The following is a 23,912-nucleotide window of genomic DNA, read 5'->3' on the forward strand; positions in this document are numbered from 1 at the left end:
GTAGCGTCCGGGCCGCGGCGGGCGGGGCGACGGCCGCGGTCAGGGCCGGGGCGGGCGGGTCCTGGCGAGCAGGACGGCCACGTCGTCCTGCGGTGCGCACGGCAGGAGCCGTTCCAGGATGCCGTCGGCGAGCGCGCCCAGCGGTCTGCCGAGCGGCGGCAGGGCCAGGCCCAGCTGCCGCATGCCTTCGTCGAGGTCCCGGTCGCGGGCCTCGATGAGTCCGTCGGTGTAGAGCACCAGCAGGCTGCCCGCGGGCAGCGGCACCCACTCGGTGCGGAAGTCCTGGCCGCCGGTGCCGAGCGGGGTGCCGGGCGGGCCGTCGAGGAAGGTGACCCGCCCGGCCGCGTCGGCGACGGCGGGCGGCGGGTGTCCGGCGCGGGCGATGACGCAGCCGCCGGCCCCCGGGTCGTGGACGGCGTACACGCAGGTGGCCATCTCGTCCTCGCCGAGGTCGGCGACGACCGCGTCCAGCGAGCGGAGCATGTGGGCGGGCGGGATGTCGTGGCGGGCGAGGGTGCGGACCGCGGTGCGCAGCTGGCCCATGACGGCGGCGGCGTGGATGCCGTGGCCCATGACGTCCCCTATGACCAGCCCGGTCCGCCCGCCGGGCAGGGCGATGACGTCGTACCAGTCGCCGCCGACGTCGTGGTCGCTGGCGGGAAGGTAGCGCCCGGTGAGTTCGAGGCCCTCGACCTCGGGCAGGGCGTGGTTGGCCAGGCTGCGCTGGAGGGTGAGGGCGGCGGCCCGCTGACCGGTGTACATGCGGGCGTTGTCGATGTTGAGGGCGGCGCGCGCCACCACCTCGTCGAGGAGGACGCAGTCCTGTTCGTCGAAGGGCTCGCGCTCGCGCAGCCGGGTGACGGCGACCGCGCCGAGCACCTTGCCGCGGGCGGCCAGCGGGATCAGGCGGGCCGAGCCGATGTGGGTGGCGAGGTAGCTGCGCAGGGCGTCCGCGCGCGGGTCCTTGATGAGGGCCGGCACGTCGGACTGGTAGAGGTTGACGGGCCGCCCGTCGGCGATGATCCGCTCGTAGACCGAGCCGGGCGGGATCTGGAACGTCTGGCCGGGCGCGAGTTTCGCGGTGGGCGCGGTGGGGTCGGGGAAGACGGCGGCCAGCCTGCGCAGCAGGCCCTGGGTGGACGCGCCGGCCTCGTCGGGTTCCAGTACGGATTCCAGGATCTGGACGTCGGCGGAGTCGGCGAGCTGCGGTACGAGCACCTGGACGAGTTCCTCGGCGGTCTGCCGCAGGTCGAGGGTGGTGCCGATGCGGGTGCCGGCCTCGGCGAGCAGCGCGAACCGGGCGCGGGCCCGTTCCGCCTCGACCTGGGCCCGCTGCCCGTCGGTGATATCGATGATCGAGGCGATCAGGCCGAGCCGGCGGCCGGAGCCGTCGAGCAGCGGGGCGTACGAGCAGGACCAGGTCCGGTCGTGGTCGGGGTCGGCGGGGGTGCGGCCGGTGCGGCGGGCGTCGACGACGGCCGAGCCGCGGTCGAGGGCCTGTTGCATGGTCGCTTCGAGGGCGGCGGCGTTGACGCCGGGCACCACCTCGGTGAGGCGGCGGCCGATGTGTTCGGCCGCCGATACCCCGTTCATGCGGGCCAGGGCGTCGTTGACGCGGAGGAAGCGCAGGTCGGGGCCGAGGGTGGCGAGGCCGATGGGCGACTGGGTGAACAGGCTCTGGAGCGCGGCCAGCGAGTCGCGCATGTGCAGGACCTCGGAGGTCTCCACGGCGATGAGGAGGGCGCCGGGCCGGCCCTTTGGGTCGGTCGCGGGGACGATCCACATCTCCATGGTGACCTGGTGGCCGTCGCGGTGGCGCACCGGCAGGGTCCCGACGACGGTCTCGCCCGCCTGTACCCGGCGGGTCAGCTGGTCGGCGAGCGCCTTGTTGGCGTCGGGGACCAGGGCGGGGGAGGCGGGGCGGCCGATCAGTTCCTCGGGGCGGTAGCCGAGGAGGTCCTGGGCGGCGAGCGACCATTCCACGACGTGCCCGTCGGAATCCTCGCGCCAGAGCGCGATGGGCAGCAGCTCCCGGAGCACACCGGCGTATCCGACAGCGGCCGTCGGCTGCTCCGGAACCTCGCTCGTCGACCGGTACGTGTCCAAGGCAACTACCTAACGCCGAAGGGCGCCTTTCCTATCGAATCACCCTAACCGAGGCGCCGAAACGGGGCGCTGCGTCACCCTGCCGGGCCGTGACCTCCCGTCTCCCACACCAGCCTCGCCGGCGCCCTGGGCACAACCCCCGGCCTCGCCGGCGCCCTGGGGCGCAACCTCCAGCCTCGCCGGCGTTTGAGGCGCGGGGTTTGGGGCGGAGCCCCAAGACTGCAACCCGGCTGGCGCCGGGCACCGGGCTCCGCCCGGACCCGCTCCTCAAACGCCGGCGAGGCTGGATGGTGCCGCCCAGCCAGGCTGGAGGTTACGGCTCGGGCAGCCGGCGGGGCTGGGGGGTGCCCGGGGCGTGCCGCGGCGCATGCGGGCGTCCCCCGATGGGATGGCCGTACCGGGCGCGTGTCCCTCGGGCGGGTGAGCGGGGTCGGGCGGCGGCCGGCCGCCCTGCCATGATCCCCACGGCTGACGCCCGATCCGCCCTGTCCCGTCCCGGAGTTGACCCGCTGCCGGGTCTTCGCCGCGCCCCGAACCCCGGTCCCGACATCAAGGAGCCCCGATGATGGACCCCACCCCGCCCGGCCGCGCCCGCAGGCAGCTGGCGGTGCGCTGCCGTGCCGTCACCGAGGATCCCGCGTTCGCGGTGCTCGTCTTCGCGGTGATCCTCTTCAACGCCGCGTTGCAGGGCGCGGAGACGTACAGCGGGCTGGCCGGCGACTACCGGCAGGCCCTGCAGGCCGCCGACCGGAGCTGCCTGGTGCTGTTCTCCCTGGAGATGCTGCTGCGCGTCGGGGCCCACGCCGATCGGCCGAAAGCTTTTTTCCGCGACCCGTGGAACCTGTTCGACCTCGCGGTCGTGACCTCCGCCTTCGTGCCGTTCTTCCAGGACAACGCGACGGTGCTGCGCCTGCTGAGGCTGGCCCGGGTGCTGCGCAGCGCCCGCTTCCTGCCGCAGTTGCGGGTCCTGCTGATCGCCGTGGGCCGCAGCCTGCCGGGCACGGTCAGCTTCCTGTTCGTCGGCGCGCTCGTGCTGTACGTGTACGCCATGGTCGGCTGGCTCTGCTTCTCCGACTCGGACCCGCAGCACTACGGGTCGGTGGGGCGGGCGGCCCTGACGCTGTTCCTGCTGACCACCCTGGACGGCTTCGGCGACGCCGTGCACGCCGGCCTGGCGATCTCCCGCTTCACGATCCTCTACTACGCCACGTACGTGCTGCTCGCCTCGTTCGTGCTGGTCAACGTACTCATCGGGGTGGTCCTCACCTCGCTCGACGAGGCCCGCGAGAAGGAGAAGGAGGCGGAGGCCCAGCGCAAGATGGCGGAGGCCGACGACGTGCTGGCGGAGGTCCGGCTGCGGATCGTCTCGGCCCGCGAGGCGCTGGACGAGCTGGAAGCGGGGCTGCGGAGCGTGCCCGCCGCGATCGGCGCCCGCGGGGCGGACCGCACCCTGGAGCCGTCGGGCCGCCCCTGACCGAGGGGGATCACCGGATGCGGGCCCCGGGTGCCACCGTCCGGCGGCCGTCCCCCACCGGTCGGCGGCCACCGCTTTCGGCTATCGGCTATCGGCTGCCGCGGGGCTTGCCGCGCTTCACGCCCTTGGTGCCCTTGGGGCCGCCGGATCCGCCGCGCGGGTTCCTGGCGCCCGGCTTGCCCGTGGACCGGCCGGCCGTCTTCCCGGACGGCTTCGCTCCGGCCTTGCCGCCCGCCGCGCCCTTGGCCGCCTTGCGTTCCGCCGGGGCGGCCGCGGCCTGGCCCCGGCGGCCGCGCGAGCTGTTGACGGTCCGGCCGCGGACGATCCCGATGAATTCCTCCACCAGGTCGGGCGCTTCGTCCTCCTCCGGCCACGACAGCGCGACGCGCGACTCGGGAGCGCCGGTGACCGTGCGGTAGGTGAGGTCCTTGCGGTGGTGCAGACGGGCCAGCGACTGCGGGACGACGAGCAGTCCCACGCCCGCCGCGACCAGCTCGATCGCGTCCGCGGTCGTCTCGGGGCGCTCGAAGGCGGGGCGGCCCGGCGGCTGCTCCCAGTCCAGGGTGTCGTCCAGCGGGTGGAACAGGATCTCGTCGGCCAGTTCTTCGAGGGACACCTCCTCCACCGCGGCCACCAGGTGGTCCTTGGGGACCACGACCACGGTGGTCTCGGTGTAGAGGGGGATCGCGCTGAGTTCGGTGCGGTCGACGGGCAGGCGCAGCAGCCCCGCGTCCGCGCCGCCGTCCCGGAGCATGCCGGGCGCCTCGGCCGCCGCTACGGGGACGAGGGTCAGGGGGACGTCGGGGAGTCGCTCGTTCCACACACGCACCCACTTGGTGGGCGTCACTCCCGGGACGTACGCGAGCCTGAACGAAGAGGGTGCTTCCGAGCCTGTCACCCGCCCAGATTACCGGTCGTGGTCAGAGGTAGCGCACACGCTCGATACTCTTGAACCCATGAAGTCGCACCAGACCGCCCAGACGATGAAGCCCGCAACCGCGGCGAAGAAGCTGGGTGTGTACCTCGAAGCCACCCCTGCCGAGTTCCAGGAGGGTGTCGTCTCGCGCAGCGAGCTCAACACCCTGCAGGCCGATCCGCCCGAGTGGCTGGTGGAACTGCGACGCACCGGCCCGCACCCCCGGCCCGTGGTCGCGGCGAAGCTCGGCGTCTCCATCGCCGGCCTGGCCCGCGGCGGTATCACCGAGCCGCTGACCACCGAGCAGATCGAGGCCCTCAAGAAGGACCTTCCGGAGTGGCTGCAGAAGGAACGCGCCACCCAGGCCGAGGTCCGCAAGGAAGCCGTGCGGATCAAGGAGCGGAACGCGGAGCGCGCCGAGCAGGACCGCACCCAGGGCTCCTGACCCCTCCCGGGCCGCGCTCCGCGGCGGCCGTTCACCCGTTCGGCCGTCCGTGGCGCGCCCCCCGGACGTGGGCGGTCCATGCTCGAACCCGGTTGGGCGTGCGTACACCCGGGTGAACGCGCGCACCCCGAGAGACGAGGACGGTGGCGCGATGACGAGCACTCCTGGCAGTACGCCCACGCCGGGCACTCCGGGGCGGACCGGCGCGAGGCCGGCCGGGAAGACCGGCGGCGTGGGCAGCGCGTGGGCGGAGGGCGGGTCGGTCTTCGCGGGCGTGATGCTGGCCGTCAGCGGCGTCTTCACGATCCTGGAAGGCATCATCGCCCTGGCCAAGGACGACGTGTACACGCGCATCGGCGACTACACGTTCGAGTTCGACCTGACCACGTGGGGCTGGATCCACCTCGTGCTCGGGGTGCTGCTCCTCATCACCGGTCTGGCCATCCTCAAGGGCAGCGAGTGGGGCCGCTGGGCCGGCATCGCCTTCGCGTCCCTGTCGGTGGTGGCGCACTTCCTGTGGCTTCCGTACCAGCCGCTGTGGTCGCTGATCGCCATCGCGATCGCCGTGTTCGTCATCTGGGCGCTGTCCACCGACACCTCGACAGCGGATAGGGCCGCGTAGCCGGCACATCACTCCCCCGTGCGACGGCCGGGCCGCCCCCGCCGCGGAGCGGGGGCGGCCGGCGCGCGTCAGCTCCGGTCGGGGCGCTCGGTGACGCGGAGCGCGTTCAGGAGCGGTTTGCCGTAGCCGCTGCGGGCCACGAAGCGGACGTTGAGCGTGCCGTCCGTGACGGTGACCGTGTAGGTGCGCGACAGCGCGGTGTACGTGCCGGCCTCAAGGGCGATGTCGAGGGCGGGCAGGACCTGGACGCCCTCGGCGAGGACGTCGAAGACCCGCTTGTTCGGCCGGGTGGACGACAGCTCGGCGAAGCCGAGTTCCACCGTGTACGTGCCGTTGGGTACGTTGTCGAAGCGGTACTCGTACATGCCCTCGCGGGCGTTGCGGTAGAGGCGCTGCTCCTCGGTGCCGGCGATGGCGTGGCCGGTGGACTTGCCGGCCGAGGTGCCCTGGTAGCCGTACGAGCCCGGGGTGTACTTGCGGTCCGGGGACCACGTGTCGCCCAGGGTGTCCACGCCGGAGTAGTCCGAGCCGGCGTCGACCGCCGCCTGGTACCGCGGGACGACCAGCTTGACGGGCACGGTCAGGACCGGGGTCCGGCCGCTCGCCGAGCTGATCTTCACGTCGGCGGTCAGCACCGCGCCCGGCTGCAGCCCGGCCGTGTCGACGGCGAGCGACAGCGCGGCCTTCGCGCCGGTGGCCAGGTCGCCGCTGCCCGGGGTGACCGTCAGCCACGCCGCGTCCTCGGCGACCGTGAAGGACGTGCCGAGGCCCGGGTTGGTCAGCTCCAGGGAGCGGGTGCGCCGCTGCTGCGGCGGCATGACGATCTCCACGGCGGACTTGGCCGCGGTGACCTTGCCGGTCTTCAGGGACCGGGTGACGGTGGTGACGTCGTCCGCCGCCACCGCCACGGTGCCCTGGTCGCCCTGGTAGGCGGGCGCGGTCAGGCTCACCGCGAGGTCGCCGGCCGGGCTCTGGACGACGTATCCGCCGTCCGCTCCGGTCGTCGCGGTCACGGCGGTGGCGCCGCTGCCGACGGTGACGGTGGCGCCGGCGACGCCGTTGCCGTCGTTGGCGTCGAGGACGCGCCCGTTGACCACGCCGCTCTTGGTGGTGCGGAAGGCGACGGACAGGCCGTCGGTCAGGACGGGGGTGTTGAAGGAGTAGCGGAAGGCGTCCGTACCGGTGGCGTTCTCGACGCCGATGGTGGCGCTGGAGCCGGCCTTCAGTCCGGTGCCGGTGGTGCCCTTGTAGTGGTAGGCGACCCGGCCGTCCTCGCCGATGGCCGCGGAGAACGAGAACTTGTCGTTCTGCGCGGACCAGTGCGCGACCTGCCGCCACTCGATGACGAACGAGCGGTGCGGGGCCGTGCCGGTGACGGACGTGAAGACGCCCGAGCCGGTGCCGGCCGCGCCGACGACGAGGTCGTCCCACAGCGGGTAGAGGGCCGCGTTCGGGGTGGCGGCGCTGGGCAGGTCGGCGTTGAAGTCGGCGGTGTGGGCGCCGCCGAAGCTGACGGTGCCGTTGGTGCCGACCCAGGCGGCGCCGTACGTCTTGCCGTACAGCGGGACGGGGAAGGGCAGTTCGACGCGTTCGGTGGCGTTGTCGCCGGCCAGCGCGAGCTGCCGGTCGCCGGCCGCGTACGCACGGCTGCCGGCGGCGCACGCGTAGCCGTAGCCGTCGGTGCGGTCGGGCAGGGTGACGGCGACGCTCGTGTCGGCGGCGACGGTGACCCGGGAGCTGCCCGCGGTGACGCAGCGGGACGGGTGGCTCGCCCGTACCTCGTACGCGCCGTGCGGCAGGGTCACCTGGAATCGTCCCTGGGCGTCGGCGGTCGCGGTGACGGGGGTGTCGGCGACGGTGACGGTGGCGCCCGCGGCCGGTCCGGAGCCGGAGGTGACGGTGCCGGTGAGGGTGGCGGAGGGCGCCTGCGTCAGGGTGAAGTCCCCGGTGGCGGTGGCCCCTTCGGTGACGGTGGCGGTGCCCGCCTCCTGGCCGTACCCGAACTTGCCGGCCGTCAGGGCGTATTCACCGACGGACAGCGCGGGGAAGGCGTAACTGCCGTCCGCGGCCGTGGTCGTCGTACGGTCGATCGGGCCGTCGGCGGTCACCTTGGCTCCGGCGACGGGGGCTCCGCCGGAGTTCACGGTGCCGGACAGGGCTCCGATCGCGCCGCGCGGGGCGGCCGAGACGGCGGCGAGCGCGTCGAGGCGGCCTTCGCCGAACACGTTGTTGTCGGCGGCGCTGCCGCCGCAGGTGGCGTTGTCGGTGTCCAGGGCGGTGCCGTCGAGCAGGGCTTCGGTCTGTGCGACGTCGCCTTCGAGGGCGGGCGCGGCGGACCAGAGCAGGGCGACGGTGGCCGCGGTGTGCGGCGAGGCCATGGAGGTGCCGGAGAAGGAGTCGTAGCCGCCGGGGACCGAGGAGCGCACGTTGACGCCCGGTGCGGCGAGGTTCGGCTTGACGGTGCCGTTCGGGCCGGCGCCGCGCGAGGAGAACGACGCGATCGTGTTGTTGATGTCGAAGGCGCCGGAGCTGTAGGAGCTCGCGTAGTCGCCCGGGGAGCCGCTGGTGGCGCAGCCGGGCCCGGAGTTGCCGTTGGAGAAGGCCGGGAAGATGCCGGCGGCGCGCCAGGCGTCGACGATGCCCTGGTACCAGTCGTCGTGCGCCGAGCTGCCCCACGAGTTGTTCACGACGTGCGGGGCGAGGTCGGGGCGCGGGTTCTGGCCGGCGAGGTCGGTGGGCGCGAGGATCCACTGGCCGGACGCCAGCAGGGAGGCCTCGGAGCAGGAGTTGGTCTCGCAGCCCTTGGCGGCGATCCATTTGGCTCCGGGCGCCACACCGATCTTGTTGGCGCCGCCGTCGTCGCCGACCATCGTGCCCATGGTGTGGGTGCCGTGGTCGTTGTTGTCGCACGGGGCGGCGCCGGCGCAGATGCCGGCCGGGTCGAACCAGTTGTAGTTGTGGTCGTACGACCCGTCGGCCTTCTTGCCGCGGTACTGGCCCGCGACGGCCGGGTGGGTGTGGTCGACGCCGCTGTCGATGTTCGCGACGACGATGCCCTCGCCGCGGACCCCGAACTGCTCCCACACCTTGGGGGCGTTGATGCGGTCGATGTTCCATTCGACGGCGTCGGTGGCGGCCTCCCGCTTGCCCTCCAGGGGCTTGGGGATGCTCACCTTCTCGTCCGCCTCGATGGTGGCGACCTCGGGGCGCTGGGCGAGGGTGCCGGCGAGCTTCTCGCTGCCGACGACGCGTACGGCGTTGACGATCCAGTACGAGGTGTATTCGGCCTTGGCGCCGTCGAGCGCCGCGAGGAGGCCCGCCTGGGTGCGGGCGGCGTGGTCCTTCTTGGCCTTGTAGACGGCCTCGGCCTTGCCGGCCCGGGTGGTACGGCCGGCGGCGGCGCTCAGGTCGGCGGCGGTGTCGAGGTAGACCCAGAAGGCGGCCTTGCCGTCGTCGAGCTGTGCGCGCAGCTTCGATTCGATCTTGAGTTCGGCCGCGGTCGGCGGGGTGCCGGGCGGGGGCTCGGGGGCGGCGGCCGCGACCCCGGCGCCCAGCGGTAAGAGCAGGACGCTCGTCAGGACGGCGAGCGCCGTGCGTAACGGTGTGTTGCCTCGTGCCACGTGGTCTCCTCGTGCTGCTGGTGCAGGAAGGACATGCGTGGTGCACATGCGGGTGGTGCGTACGGGACGTGCCGGTGCTCCGTGTGGATGCTGTGAGGCATCTGTGAGCACGCGTCATGGTGAATCACTAGGCGTGTCCATTACAAGAGCGCCTCGCGAGAGAGCCGTCCGCAGCCGTGGCACGGGTGCCGGGACCCCTCGTGGCAGGTGTGCGGGGCCCCGGCATCGGCGTCAGGAACTCTCGCCGTCCTGCGCGGTGTTGCGCACGGCGGCCGCCACCAGGGCGGCCACCTGATCCTCGTCCAGCTCGATGCCGAACTCCTTGCCCAGCACCTCGCGCAGGTCCGCCGGGGCGATCTGCCGCTGGGTGACGGTGCCGTCGGGCAGGGTCGTCGCCCAGGTCAGGCCGTCGATCCGCTGGTGCCGGTCGGCGGCGAAGTGCTGCGCGAACAGCCGCTTGACGAACGGCGACCGCGCGTGGGTGGCCACGAAGTGGCTGCCGACCACGTAGTCGATCGGGTACTGCGGGTTGAGGGTGAAGGTGTGGCGGTCGGCCCAGCCGTCCGGCCCCCACTGGTACAGCCACCACTCGTCGAACCCGTGGACCCCCGGGCGGCGTTCCAGCCGGTGCCGCCAGCCGTCGTTCTCCACCGTGGCGCCGTCGGCCAGCTCGACGGGCCCGAGCGGACCCGCCCCGAACCCCACGTCGCACAGCCACAGCCGGTCGTCGTCGGAAGGCTGTACGACCACCAGGGCGTGCGTCGCGGGCAGGATCTTGTCCGCGCCGAGCGTCACCCGCCCGGTGACGCCGGAGAAGCGGAAGCCGAGTCTCTCCAGGGCCGCCGCGAAGAGGGTCACGTGCTCGAAGCAGTAGCCGCCGCGCGCCGATCCGACCAGCTTGTCCTGGACGGACCCGACGTCCAGCGGGACCGGCAGTCCGAGCACCGCGGCCACGTTCTCGAAGGGGATCGACGTGACGTGCGCCCGGTGCAGCGCGCGCAGCACGGCGAGCGTCGGCGCCCGCTCACCGGTGTACCCGAGGCGCCCCAGATACGCGTCGAGGTCCAGCTCCTCCCCGTTCCAGCCGGATCCCTGCCGGCCGTTCCCGGCCCCGTTCCCCACACCCATGATCCTGGTCCCCTCGCTGTCGGTCGTGCGCTGCCGCCACGGCCGGAGCCGCCTTCCCGGCACCCCCAGTCGTGGCGTCCCGCACAACCCGCGCCAGCCCCGCGCTGTTCCCGGCCGCGCCGGGGAGCCCGTACGCACGTACGCATGTGCGCACGCGGGCTCGACCCGCACCGCGGGCCGGAACGACGGCAGGGAGGGCTCCACCCGCCACTGCGGGTGGAGCCCTCCCTGCCGACTAACGGCCGGCCGGCCGGTGTCCGGTCTTCCCGTGTCCCGCTGCGCGGTCGGTCAGGCGGTCGCCGAGGTGCCGAGCATCGCGGACGCCTCCTGGAGCGGAGTGAGGGGCTGCGTCGAGGTCTCGGCGAGGGTCCGGCACGTGAAGCCGAGGGCCGTCATGGCACGGGTGACCTCGCTGGCGCTGAAGTCGCGGCGGTCCTGGCGGGTGACGACCTCTCCGACCTGCTTGACCGGGTACTGGCGCCGGCCGATGATCACGGACTCGCCCGTGATCGGCTCGGGCTTGACCCCCTTCATCGATTCCAGCACGCCGGCCTTGGTGAGCTCGAACGGGAAGCGGGCGATGATGCAGCGCATGAGACCTCACAAAGGAGAAGGGAACGGGCACCGATAAAGGTGAGGTGAGCCGGTTTCAGTGGGAGAGGACAAGGACACCCGGCGCGCGGCCGTGTTCGCCGGCCGCGGGAAGGGCTCCGGTGTTCGAGTGGCGCATCGCGTGCTCTGCTTCGGCCGGCGAGGTGTCGGGCAAGGTGAACGGGGTGCCGGGGTCGGCGGTGTCTCGTAGGCGGAGCCGGTCCGTGGCGGCGGGGCCTTCGCGGACGGCGCTTGGCTGAACCTGGGTGACCAGGCCCGTGCACTGGCCGTCAGTGTCGCACACGAGCAGGTGCCCGTCGCGGGCGCCGGCCCCGGGCGCACCGGGTGCCGGCGGGCCCGAGCGCCCGTCAAGGGTGCTTCGCGGGCGCTTCGTCCGGAGATGACCAGCCGTCGCGGCCGCGAAGCCGAACGCGCTCGACGCGCCTGCGCCGTTGCGCGCTTGCGTCCGCGCGGCCGCCCTGACGAGCCTACGCCGCGGTGCCGAGCCCGGGGCCGCGGCGGCCGGTGCGGCGCGCGCCCTGGCCGCCGGCGCCGCCGGTGCCACCGCCACCGCCGCCGCGGCTGCGACGGGGGCGGGAGGAGCCGCTGCGCGGGGCCTTCTCGGCCACGGGCGCCGTGATGGTGACGGGGATGCCGGAGGGGGCCTGGGCGCCGGTGATACGGCTCAGGGCTTCCTCGCCGGAGCGCACCTGGGTGGTGAGCGGGGTGATGCCGGCGGCCTGCATGAGGCGGGTCATGTCGCGGCGCTGGTTCGGGGTGACGAGGGTGACGACGCTGCCGGACTCGCCGGCGCGGGCCGTGCGGCCGCCGCGGTGGAGGTAGTCCTTCGGGTCGGTCGGCGGATCGACGTTGACCACCAGGTCGAGGTTGTCGACGTGGATGCCGCGGGCGGCGACGTTGGTCGCCACGAGCACGTTGACGTGCCCGGTCTTGAACTGCGAGAGGGTCCGGTTGCGCTGCGGCTGCGACTTGCCGCCGTGCAGGGCGGCGGCGCGGACACCGCTGTTGAGCAGGTCCTCGGTCAGCCGGTCCACGGCGTGCTTGGTGTCCAGGAACATGATCACGCGGCCGTCGCGGGCGGCGATCTCGGTCGTGGTGGCGTGCTTGTCGGTGCCGTGGACGTGCAGCACGTGGTGCTCCATCGTCGTGACCGCACCGGCGGACGGGTCGACGGAGTGCACGACCGGGTCGGTCAGGTAGCGGCGCACCAGCCGGTCCACGTTGCGGTCCAGGGTCGCCGAGAACAGCATCCGCTGGCCCTCGGGGCGGACCTGGTCGAGCAGGGCGGTGACCTGCGGCATGAAGCCCATGTCGGCCATCTGGTCGGCCTCGTCGAGGACGGTGATCGCGACCTGGTTCAGCCGGCAGTCGCCCCGGTCGATCAGGTCCTTCAACCGGCCGGGCGTGGCCACGACGACCTCGGCGCCTCCGCGCATCACGTTCGCCTGGCGCCCGATGGACATGCCGCCGACGACCGTGGCCAGCCGGAGCTTCACGGCGCGGGCGTACGGGGTGAGCGCGTCGGTGACCTGCTGGGCGAGCTCGCGCGTCGGTACGAGGATCAGCGCGAGCGGCTGCCTCGGCTCGGCGCGCTGTCCGGCCGTACGGGCCAGCAGCGCCAGGCCGAAGGCGAGGGTCTTGCCGGAGCCGGTCCGTCCGCGGCCGAGTACGTCGCGGCCCGCGAGGGTGTTGGGCAGGGTGGCGCCCTGGATCGGGAACGGCGCGGTCACACCCGCGACACCGAGTGCGGCCAGCAGCTGCGCGGGCATGTCGAGGTCGGCGAAGGACTCGACGGCGGGCAGCGCGGGGGTCAGCGTGACGGGCAGGGCGAATTCGCCCTGGAGCGCCGCGGGCCGGCGGCCACCGCCGCCGGAGCGGCTGGGGCCGGAGGAGCCGAAGCGGGCGGAGCGGCCGGATCCGGCAGACCCGCCGCCGTAGCCGCCGGACCCACCGGATCCGCCGCCGTAACCACCGGACCCACCGGACCGGCCGGATCCGGCGGACCCGCCGAAGCCGCGGGAGCGGGAAGAAGATGAGCGGGTGTTCGTACGTACACGGTTCATGGAGAGAGAACCTTCCTCGACGGCTGGGCGCGCGCCGAGGAAACCCGGCAGCGGACAAGTCGCGCGGGGGTTCGCAGGAGCGAGCCAAACGGAAAATACGGCAGGGGGCAGCTATCCGAAAATAGGCCGCAATACCGCGATGAGAGCGTCACGGAAACCTGAAAAGCGTTTGATTGAACGCCGGTTCCATGACAGTAGGGCGGGCGGATGAATCACCCGCGCAAGCAAAGGATGAAAACAGGGGGCGGCGGGCAGGATTCCCGCCACGGGCACCGCGTACGCGGGCCGACGGCGCCGCGATCGGTCGCGGGGCGGCCCGTACGGGCGGGGCCCGGGGTGAACGCAACGAGCTGGGGCCCGCACCCCAAGGTGCGGGCCCCAGCTACGTGGTTACGCGACTTCGTGTCAGCCGGTGACGATGTTCTCGGCGGTCGGGCCCTTCTGGCCCTGCGCGATGTCGAAGGTCACCTTCTGGCCTTCCTGGAGCTCACGGAAGCCCTGGGAGGCGATGTTCGAGTAGTGGGCGAAGACGTCGGGGCCGCCACCGTCCTGCTCGATGAAGCCGAAGCCCTTTTCAGCGTTGAACCACTTCACGGTACCAGTAGCCATATCAAATTCTCCTTCGGGGCACAGCCCAGAGATCCGCACTGTGCGGATCTCGAGTCGCCGCATGATCACCCCGTCCGGAGTCTGTCCGGTAAACGAAGCGCTCCCGCCGTATGGAGAACCGGCGGAGGCACAGGAAGTTTGGGAACCACAACTGCAACTGAAATCAGACTAGCACGCCCAGGTGGAGCGGGGTTGTGGAGAAAAACACGCCCCTTATCCAGGAGTAATCCCCGGAGCGAGAAATACTGACCGCACCCTGCCCTCATTTCTGTGCCGACGAGCACAGATATATGGGGCCGTCAGCCGCCGGCCGCCTCGTCACCGTCGGCGTCGGTGCCGGAGCCCTTGCCGCCGGCTTCGGCCCGGCGGTATTCAGCGTTGATGCGCTGCGCCTCGGCGAGCTGGTCCTCCAGGATCACGATCCGGCAGGCCGCCTCGATCGGAGTGCCGGCGTCGACGAGCTCGCGGGCCCGGGCGGCGATGCGCAGCTGGTAGCGGGAGTAGCGGCGGTGGCCGCCCTCCGAGCGCAGCGGTGTGATCAGCCGGGCCTCGCCGATCGCGCGGAGGAAGCCCGGTGTGGTGCCGAGCATCTCGGCCGCCCGCCCCATGGTGAAGGCGGGGTAGTCGTCGTCATCGAGACGTCCGAGCGAGTTCTCTGATGTCACTTTCACCTCTGGAGACGGAAACACGTCGAGGGCCTTGGCGCCGTCCGGCACCAAGGCCCCGAAGGAAATTCAACACCATCTGCCCGGCCCCGCCACCGTCGGCTCTTCGTGTTCCGCGCGGTCGCCGGGGCGGTGTGCGGGCGGCGGGGACGGCGGGCGGGCGGCTTGCGGGGCGCCCTCCGGCCCGCCATCGGAAATCTGACCCGGCGGGAACAGATTTTGGGATCCTACGGCATGAGGGAACCGATCCGCCGCGCACCGGCCGCCGTCTCGGTTCGCGGCGGACAGGTTCGGCACATTGGTCCGGTGTCCCCGGTCCGGGGCTCAGGAAGATGACCGCTTCGTGTGAATCCTGGGCCAGTCGGCCGAGGCTCTCCCGGCCGCCGTCACGGCCGGTGGACGCGGGCCAGGAGCAGCACCGTGTCGTCGGTAGGGGCGTCCGGCAGCAGGCGGGCCAGGATCCGGTCGGCGGCCTCGTCCAGCGAGCCGGGGCGGCCGGGCTCCTCGGCGAGCGCCCGGCGCAGCGCGGCCAGACCCGCTTCGAGGTCCCGGCCCCGGACCTCGATGAGGCCGTCGGTGTAGAGGGCGAGTACGGCGCCGTCGGGGAGTGCGGTCTCCGCCGAGCGGAAGGGCACGCCGCCCACCCCCAGGGGAACCCCCAGTACCTCGCCCAGGGTGTCGACGGATCCGTCCGCGTACCGCAGCAGTGGCGGCGGGTGGCCCGCGTTGCCGAGGCGGGCGCGGCCGGTGCGCGGGTCGTAGACGAGGTACGCGCAGGTCGCCAGTTCGATGCCCGCTTCCTGGGCGCACCAGTCGAGCTCGGCGAGCAGTTCCTCGGGGGCCGTGGTGTGCCGGGCGAGGGTCTTTGCGGTGATGCGGAGCCGGCCCATGGCGGCTGCCGCGGGGACGCCGTGGCCCATGACGTCGCCGACGACGAGGGCGATCCGGTCGTGGGGCAGGGCGATCACGTCGTACCAGTCGCCGCCGACCTCGGTGAGCCGGCTGCCGGGCAGGTAGCGGTGGGCGATCTCCAGGTGGGGGCTGGTCGCGGGGGCGCTGGGCAGCAGGGCCCGCTGGAGGGTGAGGGCGATGTCCTGGACGTGGCTGTAGAGGCGGGCGTTGTCCAGGCACAGGGCGGCGCGCGAGGCGAGTTCACCGGCGAGGCGGAGGTCGGGCTCGGCGAAGGCGGGGCGGGCGGCGGAGCGGCCGAACATGGTGATGCCCTGGACCCGGCCGCGGGCCACCAGCGGGGCGATGAGGATGCAGGCCAGTCCGCTGTCGAGGAGCAGTTGGGCGCGCTCCTGGTGCACGACGGTACGGGTGACGAAGTCGCGGTCGACGGGGAAGCACAGCGGGCGGCCGGTGCGGAGCATCTCGTGGATGCTGGAGCCCGGCGGGTACGTCACCGGGCCCTGTAGGCCGCTGACCAGCTCGGGGGCGGGCGGGGGGAGCGTGGTTCCGGCCGCGATGCGCCGGGTGACGACGGGCAGCTGCGGGTCGAAGTCCGCCGATTCGTCCGCCCACTGGACGAGTTCCACGACGGCGCCGTCACAGAAGTCCGGCACCACCGCGTCGACCAGTTCGCGGGCGGTGACGTTCACGTCGAGGGAGGTGCCGATGCGGCCGGCCGCCTGGTCCAGGAGTTCCAGGCGGCGGCGGGCCGCGGTGGCCTCCAGGATGGCCTGCTCGCGGTCGGTCACGTCGAGCAGCAGGCCGCCGGCGCCGCGCCGAGTGTCGCCGGCTCCGCTGAGCGGGAAGAAGCTGACGGAACGCACCTGGTCGCGGTCGGGGTGGCCGGGCGTGCGCAGGCCGACCAGGGTGCCGACCACGGGCGGGCCGCCTTCGATGACGCCGCGCAGCATGCGCAGGTACTCGCCTTCGTCGCGGGTCAGCATGATCTCGTCCATCCGGCGGCCGATGTGGTCCGCCAGGGGGATGCCGTCCATGTCGGCGAGGGCCTGGTTGAGGTGGACGTACCGGAGCTCCTCGTCGATCATCACCAGGCCGATCGGGCAGGTTTCGAAGAGGGAGTCGAGGAAGACGAGGTTCGTCTTGACGCGGTCGAGCTCGTCGCCGCGGCTGGCGAGGCCCATCACCACGGAGCGGCCGGTGTCGGGGGGCGGGCCGGTCGGGGGGCCGGCCGGGGCGCTCGGGGCGGTCCCGCCCGTGGGGACGGCCGGGGCGGGCGGAGCGGTCGGAGCGGTCCCGCCCGTCGGGTCGGCCGGGCCGCTCACCGGGAAGACCCGGAAGCCGCAGTCGAACACGGTGCCGTCGCGGTGCCGGCCGGGCATGCGTACCCGCCAGTAGCCGAGGGTTCGGGCCCGTTCCGCCAGCCGTACGGATGCCTCCGGCTCGGGGAAGAGCATGCCGGCGGGCCGCCCCAGCACGTCCTGCGCGGAGTGACCGAACAGTTCCTGGGCCCCCGGGCCCCAGAAACACAGCCGGCCGTCCCCGTCGATGCCGAAGACGGCGACGGCGACGTGCCCCAGCAGGGAACCCGGCTCGGACCATATCGGCCCGGCCGACGGCTCCTCCGCGTCTCGCCGCGATGCCATCGGGTCCCCTTCGCAGAGGTCACACGGCTGCTCCCTCACATTCTGCGCGGCACAGGCCCCACCGTGCGAGCCGGTCGGTTCCGGCCTCGGAAAGTCCGGAACGGGGATGAACCACCGGCACCCGTTTTCACTCTGGCATCTCGGCATGTGCCGAAGGCCAATCACCCACGAGGTACGGACCTTTGGCGTTCAACGGACATATTGGAGACCACCCCCCATGAGCACGAACCCGTCCGGCCGTCGCGCCGGCCGACTCGCATCCATAGGCCTGGCGGCGGGCGCCGCCCTGGCGCTCGTCGCCTCGGCGGCCACCTCGGCCGTGGCGCAGGGCGCCTCCGACCCGGAGCCGAAGAAGCCGGGCGCCCTCATCATCGGCGGCGTCGAGCTGCCCGACAACGCGTACCCGTGGATGGCCGCGATCCTGAGCAAGGGCTCGGGCAGCCCCGTGCAGCGGCAGTTCTGCGGCGGCAGCCTCATCAGCAGGAACGTCATCCTCACCGCCGCGCACTGCATGACGGGCGAGAAGGCCAAGGGCCTCGAAGTCACCGTCGGCAGGACCCTGCTGAGCAAGAAGAACCAGGGCCAGCTCCGCTCGGTCCGCAGCATCACCATTCACCCCCGCTACGCGAAGGGCGAGGAGGCGTACGACCTGGCCGTCCTGGAACTGGCCAAGCCGGTCACCGACATCGCCCCCGTCAAGCTGCCGACGCTCGGCACCGACGCCCTGCTCCGGCCCGGCCACAAGGCCACGGTCATCGGCTGGGGCAACACGAACACCGAGGTGACCAACTACCCGGACCGGCTGCGCGGGGTGCAGGTCCCGCTGGTGTCGCACGCCGAGTGCAAGGCGACGAACCGCGAGTACGACAAGTCCGTCAACATCTGCGCGGGTGTCGAGGGCAAGGACTCCTGCCAGGGCGACAGCGGCGGCCCGCTCTTCCGGAAGGTCGCCGGCCGCACGTACCAGATCGGCATCGTCTCCTACGGTGAAGGCTGCGCGGAGCAGGGCGCCCCGGGCGTCTACGCCTCCACCAGCTCCGCGAAGCTGTGGCGCACCTTCGGCGAGTCCTCCGAGGGCCGTCGCATGCTGAACCTGCTGGGTCGCTGACCCGGTGCTGAGCCGTGCCGTGCCGCATGCCCGTCGGGTGTGCGGCACGGCACGGCACCTCACAGCCGGACTCCTCGGCCGCCCCGGCCCACCCCTGTCACGTGCCACCGCCCCCGACGGCGGCACACGGCTGCCGGCCCGGCGGCGGTGGTTCAGGGCGTCCAGTGGTTGTGGGTGACGACGAGCATCGACTGGAGCTGCACGCTGGTCGCGTAGTAGTCGGTGCGGCCGGGGCTGGTGGCGAGCATCTTCTTCCACAGCGCGTCCAGCCACGCCTGACTGCCCGGGTCGGTCATGGCGGCGACTGCGAACGGGGCGAAGAACGCGGGCTCGTCGGCGCCGCCGTACCCGGTCCCGCCGAGCGTGTAGCCGGCGCGCACCTTGCCGGGGTTCCCGCCGGTCTCGGCCTTGACCCAGGCGTTCATCCTGCGGGCCGCCGCCCGGGACTTGGCGTCCCCGTTGATCACGGCGTCGGATCCGATGCGCCAGGGGTCGCGGCAGGCGTTCCAGTGGTACGCGCCGTCGTGCGGGTCCTCCAGGACCTTGCCCTTGGCGGGCCGGGGCGAGGTCGTGGTGTTCACGACGAAGTCGGGGAGCAGCCCGGTGCGCGGCGCGTAGCCGGACTGCAGGCGGGCGATGGCGGTGTGGGTGTTCTTGAGGACGGCGTCCCAGGCGGGGTCGCCGGTGGCCTTGCGGAACGCCTTGAAGTGGCCGGGCATCCAGTCGGACGTACGGGACATCCGGTCGTAGCGCCCGGAGGACCAGTCGCCGAGCTTGGTCAGCCTGGTGGCGCCGTGCACTTCGCTCGCCTTGACGGCGTTGATGCGCTTCTTCGCGAGCGCCCGGTAGTCGCGGGCCCCGGAGCTGCCCCACTGCCGGTGGGCGAGGAGCAGGCCGTACGCGATGTCGAGGTCGCCGTCGGTCGCGGAGTCGGAGCCGTTGACGCTCTTGCAGTTCTCGTCCTGCTCGGCGGCGTGCAGCGCGGAGTTGCCGGCCGAGGGGTGGGCGAGGACGTACGCGAGGATCCCGTCGAAGATCTTCTTCGCGTCGGGGTCCGCGCCCGCCATCAGCGCCGTGACGACCAGGCCGTAGCCCTGGGCTTCCGCGACGTAGGGGTGGTCGGCGTCCGGGGCGTACACCTCGTACCAGCCGTGCCCGCAGTTCTGCTTGACGAAGTTCGCCTTCCACTTCTTGTAGAAGGCGAGGACCGAACGGTCGAGCGCGGCTCGGTTGCCGGTCGGCCGGAGCGTGCCCGGAGCGTACGAGAAGGTGTGACTGCCGAAGGGCCGCGCGGGCGCGGCGGCGGCCGCGGCGGAGCCGGCTCCGGACCCGGCTCCGGACCCGGCTCCGACTCCGTGGCCGACGCCTTGGCCGAGGCCGTACCAGCCCCCGGCTCCGAGGAGCGCGGCGGCGGACAGCAGGGCTATGTGCTTGCGTGGCATCTGGTCTCCGTGGGTGGTGCCGATGGTGCCGGGAGCCGGGCCGACTCCCCCGGATCCGGGGCCGATTGTTCCGTACCGGCACCGGCACCCGGCCCGGCGGACGGCGCCGCGGTCACCGGAGCGCCGCGGGGGACGAGCCGCCGGGGAGGGCGATGCGCGGGGAGCCGCCGCCGTCCGCGGGAACGGTCCAGACGTCGCTCTTCCGGCCGGCTGCGCCCGGCAGGGCGTAGGCGAGCGTACGGTCGTCGAGCCACGCCGCCTGGTCGTCGACGCTGCGGGTCTCGGCGAGCGGGGTCTCCCGCAGGGTCGACAGGTCCAGGACGTACAGCCGCCAGGGCGCGGCCGGGTCGTCGGACACCTTCTTCTTGAAGGCGAGCCGGGTGTCGTCCGGTGACAGAGAGGGGCATTCGACGTTCTGCCGCAGGGCGCGCGCCGACCAGTTCCGCATGTCGCCCTGGACGAGGTGGGTGCGGCCCTTGGTGGAGACGGTCGCGTAGAAGCGGTTGTCGTCGCGGGCGAAGGACACGCCCCAGTAGTTGACGTCGGGTGCGTGATAGCGGGCGCCGCCGAGGGTGAGCGGGATCTCCTCCATCGAGGTGATGAGGTAGCCGGTGCGCATGTCGAGGATGGCGGTCCGGGTGGAGAAGGCGGTGGTGGCGTACGAGTCGCCGGTGGCGAACACCGTCCAGGACAGCATCCGGCCGGAGGCGGAGACCCGGGCCCTGGTCGGGATGCCGGGGACGACGACCCTGCGCACCTCGCGCAACCGCCGGTCGAGGACGATCGCCTGGGTCTTGGGCAGCACCCCGGGCACGGCGCGCAGGCAGAGCGCGGTGCCGGCAGCGGCGTGGAAGCGGTCGCAGGACGGACCGCCGGCCTTGCCGGGGGCGGCTTGGCCGGTGCCGGGGGCGGGGGTGCCGGCTTTGCCGGGGTCGGGGGTGCCGGTGGTGCCCGTGCCGGTCTGCGCGGGGAGGTTCCGGCGGGCGACGCGTCCCGTGGCGGCGTCGCGGAAGTACAGGGCGGGGCGGTCGAGGGTGAACGAGGCGTCGGCGACGGCCTGTCGACCGGTCGACCGGTGGCCCGCGTGCAGGGCGTACCCGGTGGCTCCGCCCAGCAGCAGCAGTACCGCGGCCACGACGACGGCGGTGCGGGCTCGGGGGCCGAGCGGGGTCGTGGTCTGGGGAAGCCTGGCACTCATGCGGTCCGCCTTTCGTGTTTCGCGCTACCGAGCGGGCCCTGCCGACCCGCCCACCCTCGCCACGCCCCGAGGCGCAACCCCCAGCCCCGCCGACGCCCTGGGCGCAACCCCCGGGCCTTGTCTGCGCTGCGTGCGGCAAATTCCAGCCTCGCCGGCGTTTGAGGCGCGGGGTTTGGGGCGGAGCCCCAAGACAACCCGGCTCCGCCGGGCACCGGGCTCTGCCCGGACCCGCTCCTCAAGCGCCGGAGGGGCTGAAGGGTGCGCGGGGTTGCCAGGCTCCGCACGGACCCGATCCTCAAACGCCGGAGGGGCTGAAGGGTGCGCGGGGTCGCCAGGCTCCGCACGGACCCGATCCTCAAACGCCGGAGGGGCTGAAGGGTGCGCGGGGTCGCCCGGCTCCGCACGGACCCGATCCTCAAACGCCGGAGGGGCTGAACGACGCGCCACGCGTCAGCCGACGAGGCTGATTTCGCCCCGGCCGTCGGGGGGCCCGGCTCGGTGGGCGGGGTGGCCGAGGGGGGTTCGGGGGAAGGGCCGGGGGGTTGCTCCGGGCGGGGCAGGAGGGCGTGGGCCGCTGCCAGGGCGGCTATGAGGGCCGCGGCGGCGGCGCAGAGGGCGGGGGTGGGCCCCCACAGGGTCCACGCGGCACCGAAGCCCACCGCTGCGAGCATCCGCGCCACCGCCTGCGCACTCTGCAGCACCGCCAGCCCACCCGCCTTGCCCCCGTCCGGCAGCACCGGCCCGGCGAGGGCCATGAGCACCCCGTCGGTGGTGGCGTAGAAGACGCCGAGCAGCGCGAGGACCGGTACGAGGAGCAGCAGTCCGGGGGTGTCGCCGCCGGTCGGGACGAGCAGGACGGCATACACGCCGAGCAGCGCCAGGTGCCCGTAGAGGAAGGGTTTCCGGCGGCCGGTCCGGTCCGCGATCCGGCCGGCCGGGACGGCGAGCAGCAGGTAGCCGGCCGCCGCGCCGAGCGGCAGCAGCGGGAACCAGCCGACGGGCAGGTCGAGTCGGCGCTGGAGGAGGAGGTAGACGAAGGCGTCGCCGATGGTGGCGGCGCCGAGCAGCGCGGCGGCGGCCGTGATGCGCCGGAAGGAGCGGTCGCGCAGCGCAGCGAAGGCCGTCCGGGTCCGGGGCGCCGGGGGCGCGGCGGGGGCCTGCGCGTGGTGTGCGGGCACGTAGAGGACGAGGAGCAGGACGCCCAGCAGGCCGGTGCAGAAGCTCGCGACGAACACCGCGTCGTACGCGCCGGCCGTCGCCCACAGCAGCGCGAACGCCGCGAGCGGGCCGAGCAGGGCGCCCGTGGTGTCCATGGCCCGGTGCACGCCGAAGGACCGGCCGAGGGCTTCGGGCGGGCTGCTCAGGGTGATCAGGGCGTCGCGCGGCGCGGTTCGGATGGCCTTGCCGACGCGGTCGGTGGCTAGGGCCGTCCCGATCCCGGCGGTGGCCCCGCCGGCGAGCAGCAGGCCGAGGCGGGAGCAGGCGGAGAGGGCGTAGCCGAGGCCGGCGACCCGTTTGTGCCGGCCGCCGCGGTCGGCGGCGTGCCCGCCGAGCAGCCGTACGAGCGCGGTGGCGCCGTTGAACAGGCCGTCCAGGAAGCCGAATTGGAGGGGCGATAGGCCCAGTCCGAGGACCAGGTAGAGGGGTAGCACCGCGGTGACCATCTCGGAGGAGATGTCGGTGACGAGGCTGACGGTGCCGAGTGCCAGAACGGCGGCGGGAATGCGCCGGCCCGCCCCGCCGGTGCGGGGGCGGGCCGGCGCGTCCCGGCGGCCTGTGGTCGCCAGGTACATCAGTGACAGGTGCGCTTCGGGCTGGTGTCCTTGGCCTTGCCGTCGGTACCGAGGTAGCTCCAGCTGTAGCCGTTGTCGGTGAAGTCGAGCTTCAGGACGCCGTACTGGCCGCTGATCCGCTTCTCGCTGTTGGGCTGGACGTTCTCGATGGGGTACGGCTCGGCGCCGCCCATGCCGCCGACGATCTCGGTGATGCCGTCGGCGACGGCCTTGCCGTCCGCGTTCTGCGGGGCGAACCGCTCGTAGTGGTGGTCGTGCCCGCCGAGGACGAGGTCGGCCTTGGCCCCGTACAGGATCTTCCAGACCGGCTTGCTGACCGGGTCGTTGCCGTGGCCGCCGGAGGAGTAGAGCGGGTGGTGCCAGTAGGCGGCGATGCAGGACTTGGTGTTCTTGGCGAGGTCGGCCTTGAGCCAGTCGATCTGGGCGGTCTGGTCGAAGGAGTTGGAGTCGAGGGCGATGAAGTGCCAGCCGCCCTCGTCGAAGCTGTAGTAGCTCTTGCCCTGCGGGTAGGCGATCGCGCCGAAGTACGCCTTGTAGCCGGCGAGCGACCCGGCCGGGTCGTAGGTCTCGTGGTTGCCCGGCACCGGGCGCGTCTTGTCCTTGAACGCGCCCCAGCTCTTGTCGTAGTAGGCGCGGTAGTCGGAGAGGCGGGCGTCGTCGTACTGGTTGTCGCCCATCGTCAGGTAGAACTTCGGGTTGAGGCTCTGGGCGAGCGCGGCCGTCTTGGGGTGGGCGCAGCCGCTGTCGGAGGCGGTGCACTGTGCGGCGATGTCACCGGCGGCGACCACGCTGAACGCCCCGGTGGGGGGCGTCCCGCCGTCGAGGGTGCCGTACACCTCGGCCTCGAAGAGCGAGTATCCGTACGAGGTGCCGCGCGCGGTGCCGTAGACGCGCAGGTAGCGGCCCGTGCCGGTGAGCGCGGTCCAGTCGTCGGTGGCGCCGTTGCCCGCGGTCTCGGTGGCGAGCCGGGTCCAGGTGGTGCCGTCGGCGGACATCTCGATCCGGTACGCCTTGGCGTACGCGGCTTCCCAGGTCAGCTTGACCCGGCTGACGGTGGCGGTGGCTCCGAGGTCGACGCGGATCCACTGCGGGTCGATGCCCTCGGCGCTGGCCCAGCGGGTGGCCGGGTCGCCGTCGAAGGCGTTCTGCGGGCCGAAGGCGGACGTTTCGACGGAGGACGAGGTGGCGGTCTTGCCGCGCGAGATGAGCGGGTCGACGGCCGCGCCGGCCCGCTCCGCCTGGCTGAGCAACAGGCCGCAGACGAGGACCAGTACGGCGGTCAGGACGAGTGGAAGGGTGCCGCGCCGCACGGGCGCGAAGGATGGCTTGGGGGGGTTCAGGCGCATGTCGCCGGACTCCTGGCCTTGGGGGATGACGAGAGCTGGTACCGGAACCTGGCGCCGCCCCCCGGTCGCGCACGGGCAGGGGGCGGCGCCACAGCGGCCGGGTCAGAGCTCTCACTGAGCGCGTCATGCCCACAGGAGTCGGGCACCGCGCCAAGCCGCCGCGACGGATGCTAGCGAATAGGAAAGTTTCCTACCAGTCCCTTGGTCGAC

The 23,912-nt window shown here is 73.0% G+C and carries 17 protein-coding genes and 1 pseudogene; 4 read left to right on the plus strand and 14 right to left on the minus strand.

The window, feature by feature from the left end; translation table 11 throughout:
- Window positions 1-39: 39 nt before the first annotated feature.
- The gene (locus tag OG764_RS04800) at window positions 40-2,106 is read right to left on the minus strand and encodes a SpoIIE family protein phosphatase (protein ID WP_328967118.1); all 2,067 of its coding nucleotides are present in this window, start codon (window positions 2,104-2,106) and stop codon (window positions 40-42) included.
- Window positions 2,107-2,668: 562 nt separating this feature from the next.
- Here OG764_RS04800 and OG764_RS04805 point away from each other — a divergent pair.
- Window positions 2,669-3,580 (plus strand): ion transporter, encoded by a 912-nt coding sequence (locus tag OG764_RS04805; protein ID WP_328967119.1) that lies wholly within the window; start codon window positions 2,669-2,671, stop codon window positions 3,578-3,580.
- Between the two features lie 88 nt (window positions 3,581-3,668).
- Here OG764_RS04805 and OG764_RS04810 read toward each other — a convergent pair whose 3' ends face one another.
- Complete coding sequence (locus tag OG764_RS04810) at window positions 3,669-4,478, minus strand: LysR family transcriptional regulator substrate-binding protein (protein ID WP_328967120.1); 810 nt, start codon at window positions 4,476-4,478, stop codon at window positions 3,669-3,671.
- 58 nt (window positions 4,479-4,536) lie between these two features.
- On the opposite strand from OG764_RS04810, the gene OG764_RS04815 reads away from it, so the two are divergent.
- Window positions 4,537-4,941 carry a DUF5997 family protein gene (locus tag OG764_RS04815; RefSeq protein WP_328967121.1) on the plus strand — a complete coding sequence of 135 codons (405 nt, stop codon included), beginning with the start codon at window positions 4,537-4,539 and terminating at the stop codon, window positions 4,939-4,941.
- Between the two features lie 151 nt (window positions 4,942-5,092).
- Window positions 5,093-5,563, plus strand: a complete 471-nt coding sequence (locus OG764_RS04820) for a DUF7144 family membrane protein (RefSeq protein ID WP_328967122.1) — start codon at window positions 5,093-5,095, stop codon at window positions 5,561-5,563.
- A gap of 68 nt (window positions 5,564-5,631) precedes the next feature.
- Here OG764_RS04820 and OG764_RS04825 read toward each other — a convergent pair whose 3' ends face one another.
- From OG764_RS04825 to OG764_RS04860, 8 genes are all read right to left on the minus strand, one after another.
- On the minus strand, window positions 5,632-9,183 hold the full coding sequence (locus OG764_RS04825; protein WP_328967123.1) for a S8 family serine peptidase: 3,552 nt from the start codon (window positions 9,181-9,183) through the stop codon (window positions 5,632-5,634).
- Between the two features lie 231 nt (window positions 9,184-9,414).
- Window positions 9,415-10,311 carry an arylamine N-acetyltransferase family protein gene (locus OG764_RS04830; protein ID WP_328967124.1) on the minus strand — a complete coding sequence of 299 codons (897 nt, stop codon included), beginning with the start codon at window positions 10,309-10,311 and terminating at the stop codon, window positions 9,415-9,417.
- A 288-nt stretch (window positions 10,312-10,599) separates the two neighbouring features.
- Window positions 10,600-10,905, minus strand: coding sequence for an SCO5918 family protein (locus OG764_RS04835; protein ID WP_328967125.1), 306 nt, complete (start codon window positions 10,903-10,905; stop codon window positions 10,600-10,602).
- Between the two features lie 55 nt (window positions 10,906-10,960).
- Entirely contained in the window at window positions 10,961-11,206 is a 246-nt protein-coding gene (locus tag OG764_RS04840) for a hypothetical protein (RefSeq protein ID WP_328967126.1), read from the minus strand.
- 184 nt (window positions 11,207-11,390) lie between these two features.
- Window positions 11,391-12,986 (minus strand): DEAD/DEAH box helicase, encoded by a 1,596-nt coding sequence (locus OG764_RS04845; RefSeq protein ID WP_328967127.1) that lies wholly within the window; start codon window positions 12,984-12,986, stop codon window positions 11,391-11,393.
- A 405-nt stretch (window positions 12,987-13,391) separates the two neighbouring features.
- Window positions 13,392-13,595, minus strand: coding sequence for a cold-shock protein (locus OG764_RS04850; RefSeq protein ID WP_328967128.1), 204 nt, complete (start codon window positions 13,593-13,595; stop codon window positions 13,392-13,394).
- Window positions 13,596-13,894: 299 nt separating this feature from the next.
- Window positions 13,895-14,260, minus strand: a complete 366-nt coding sequence (locus tag OG764_RS04855) for a helix-turn-helix domain-containing protein (protein WP_328967129.1) — start codon at window positions 14,258-14,260, stop codon at window positions 13,895-13,897.
- A 386-nt stretch (window positions 14,261-14,646) separates the two neighbouring features.
- Complete coding sequence (locus tag OG764_RS04860; protein WP_328967130.1) at window positions 14,647-16,815, minus strand: SpoIIE family protein phosphatase; 2,169 nt, start codon at window positions 16,813-16,815, stop codon at window positions 14,647-14,649.
- Window positions 16,816-17,032: 217 nt separating this feature from the next.
- On the opposite strand from OG764_RS04860, the gene OG764_RS04865 reads away from it, so the two are divergent.
- Window positions 17,033-17,923, plus strand: a complete 891-nt coding sequence (locus OG764_RS04865) for a S1 family peptidase (protein ID WP_328967131.1) — start codon at window positions 17,033-17,035, stop codon at window positions 17,921-17,923.
- Between the two features lie 152 nt (window positions 17,924-18,075).
- On the opposite strand, the gene OG764_RS04870 is transcribed toward OG764_RS04865, so the two are convergent.
- From OG764_RS04870 to OG764_RS04885, 4 genes and pseudogenes are all read right to left on the minus strand, one after another.
- Complete coding sequence (locus tag OG764_RS04870; protein WP_328967132.1) at window positions 18,076-19,365, minus strand: glycosyl hydrolase family 8; 1,290 nt, start codon at window positions 19,363-19,365, stop codon at window positions 18,076-18,078.
- Between the two features lie 112 nt (window positions 19,366-19,477).
- Window positions 19,478-20,563, minus strand: coding sequence for a TolB family protein (locus OG764_RS04875; protein WP_328967133.1), 1,086 nt, complete (start codon window positions 20,561-20,563; stop codon window positions 19,478-19,480).
- Window positions 20,564-21,087: 524 nt separating this feature from the next.
- Window positions 21,088-22,356: pseudogene (locus OG764_RS04880) on the minus strand (MFS transporter); the annotation flags it as partial.
- Window positions 22,356-23,702, minus strand: coding sequence for a discoidin domain-containing protein (locus OG764_RS04885; RefSeq protein WP_328967134.1), 1,347 nt, complete (start codon window positions 23,700-23,702; stop codon window positions 22,356-22,358). The gene OG764_RS04885 and the pseudogene OG764_RS04880, both read right to left, overlap by 1 nt.
- Window positions 23,703-23,912 lie beyond the last annotated feature (210 nt).

Origin of the sequence: Streptomyces sp. NBC_00239 (assembly GCF_036194065.1) — a bacterium.
GTDB lineage: Bacteria > Actinomycetota > Actinomycetes > Streptomycetales > Streptomycetaceae > Streptomyces.

What these genes read in the sequence shown, in the direction of transcription:
- OG764_RS04850 (WP_328967128.1), bottom strand. Translation starts at nt 13,595, where the DNA reads ATGGCTACTGGTACCGTGAAGTGGTTCAACGCTGAAAAGGGCTTCGGC.
- OG764_RS04870 (WP_328967132.1), bottom strand. Translation starts at nt 19,365, where the DNA reads ATGCCACGCAAGCACATAGCCCTGCTGTCCGCCGCCGCGCTCCTCGGA.
- OG764_RS04830 (WP_328967124.1), bottom strand. Translation starts at nt 10,311, where the DNA reads ATGGGTGTGGGGAACGGGGCCGGGAACGGCCGGCAGGGATCCGGCTGG.
- OG764_RS04860 (WP_328967130.1), bottom strand. Translation starts at nt 16,815, where the DNA reads ATGGCATCGCGGCGAGACGCGGAGGAGCCGTCGGCCGGGCCGATATGG.
- OG764_RS04885 (WP_328967134.1), bottom strand. Translation starts at nt 23,702, where the DNA reads ATGCGCCTGAACCCCCCCAAGCCATCCTTCGCGCCCGTGCGGCGCGGC.
- OG764_RS04805 (WP_328967119.1), top strand. Translation starts at nt 2,669, where the DNA reads ATGATGGACCCCACCCCGCCCGGCCGCGCCCGCAGGCAGCTGGCGGTG.
- OG764_RS04835 (WP_328967125.1), bottom strand. Translation starts at nt 10,905, where the DNA reads ATGCGCTGCATCATCGCCCGCTTCCCGTTCGAGCTCACCAAGGCCGGC.
- OG764_RS04845 (WP_328967127.1), bottom strand. Translation starts at nt 12,986, where the DNA reads ATGAACCGTGTACGTACGAACACCCGCTCATCTTCTTCCCGCTCCCGC.
- OG764_RS04875 (WP_328967133.1), bottom strand. Translation starts at nt 20,563, where the DNA reads ATGAGTGCCAGGCTTCCCCAGACCACGACCCCGCTCGGCCCCCGAGCC.
- OG764_RS04865 (WP_328967131.1), top strand. Translation starts at nt 17,033, where the DNA reads ATGAGCACGAACCCGTCCGGCCGTCGCGCCGGCCGACTCGCATCCATA.
- OG764_RS04820 (WP_328967122.1), top strand. Translation starts at nt 5,093, where the DNA reads ATGACGAGCACTCCTGGCAGTACGCCCACGCCGGGCACTCCGGGGCGG.
- OG764_RS04815 (WP_328967121.1), top strand. Translation starts at nt 4,537, where the DNA reads ATGAAGTCGCACCAGACCGCCCAGACGATGAAGCCCGCAACCGCGGCG.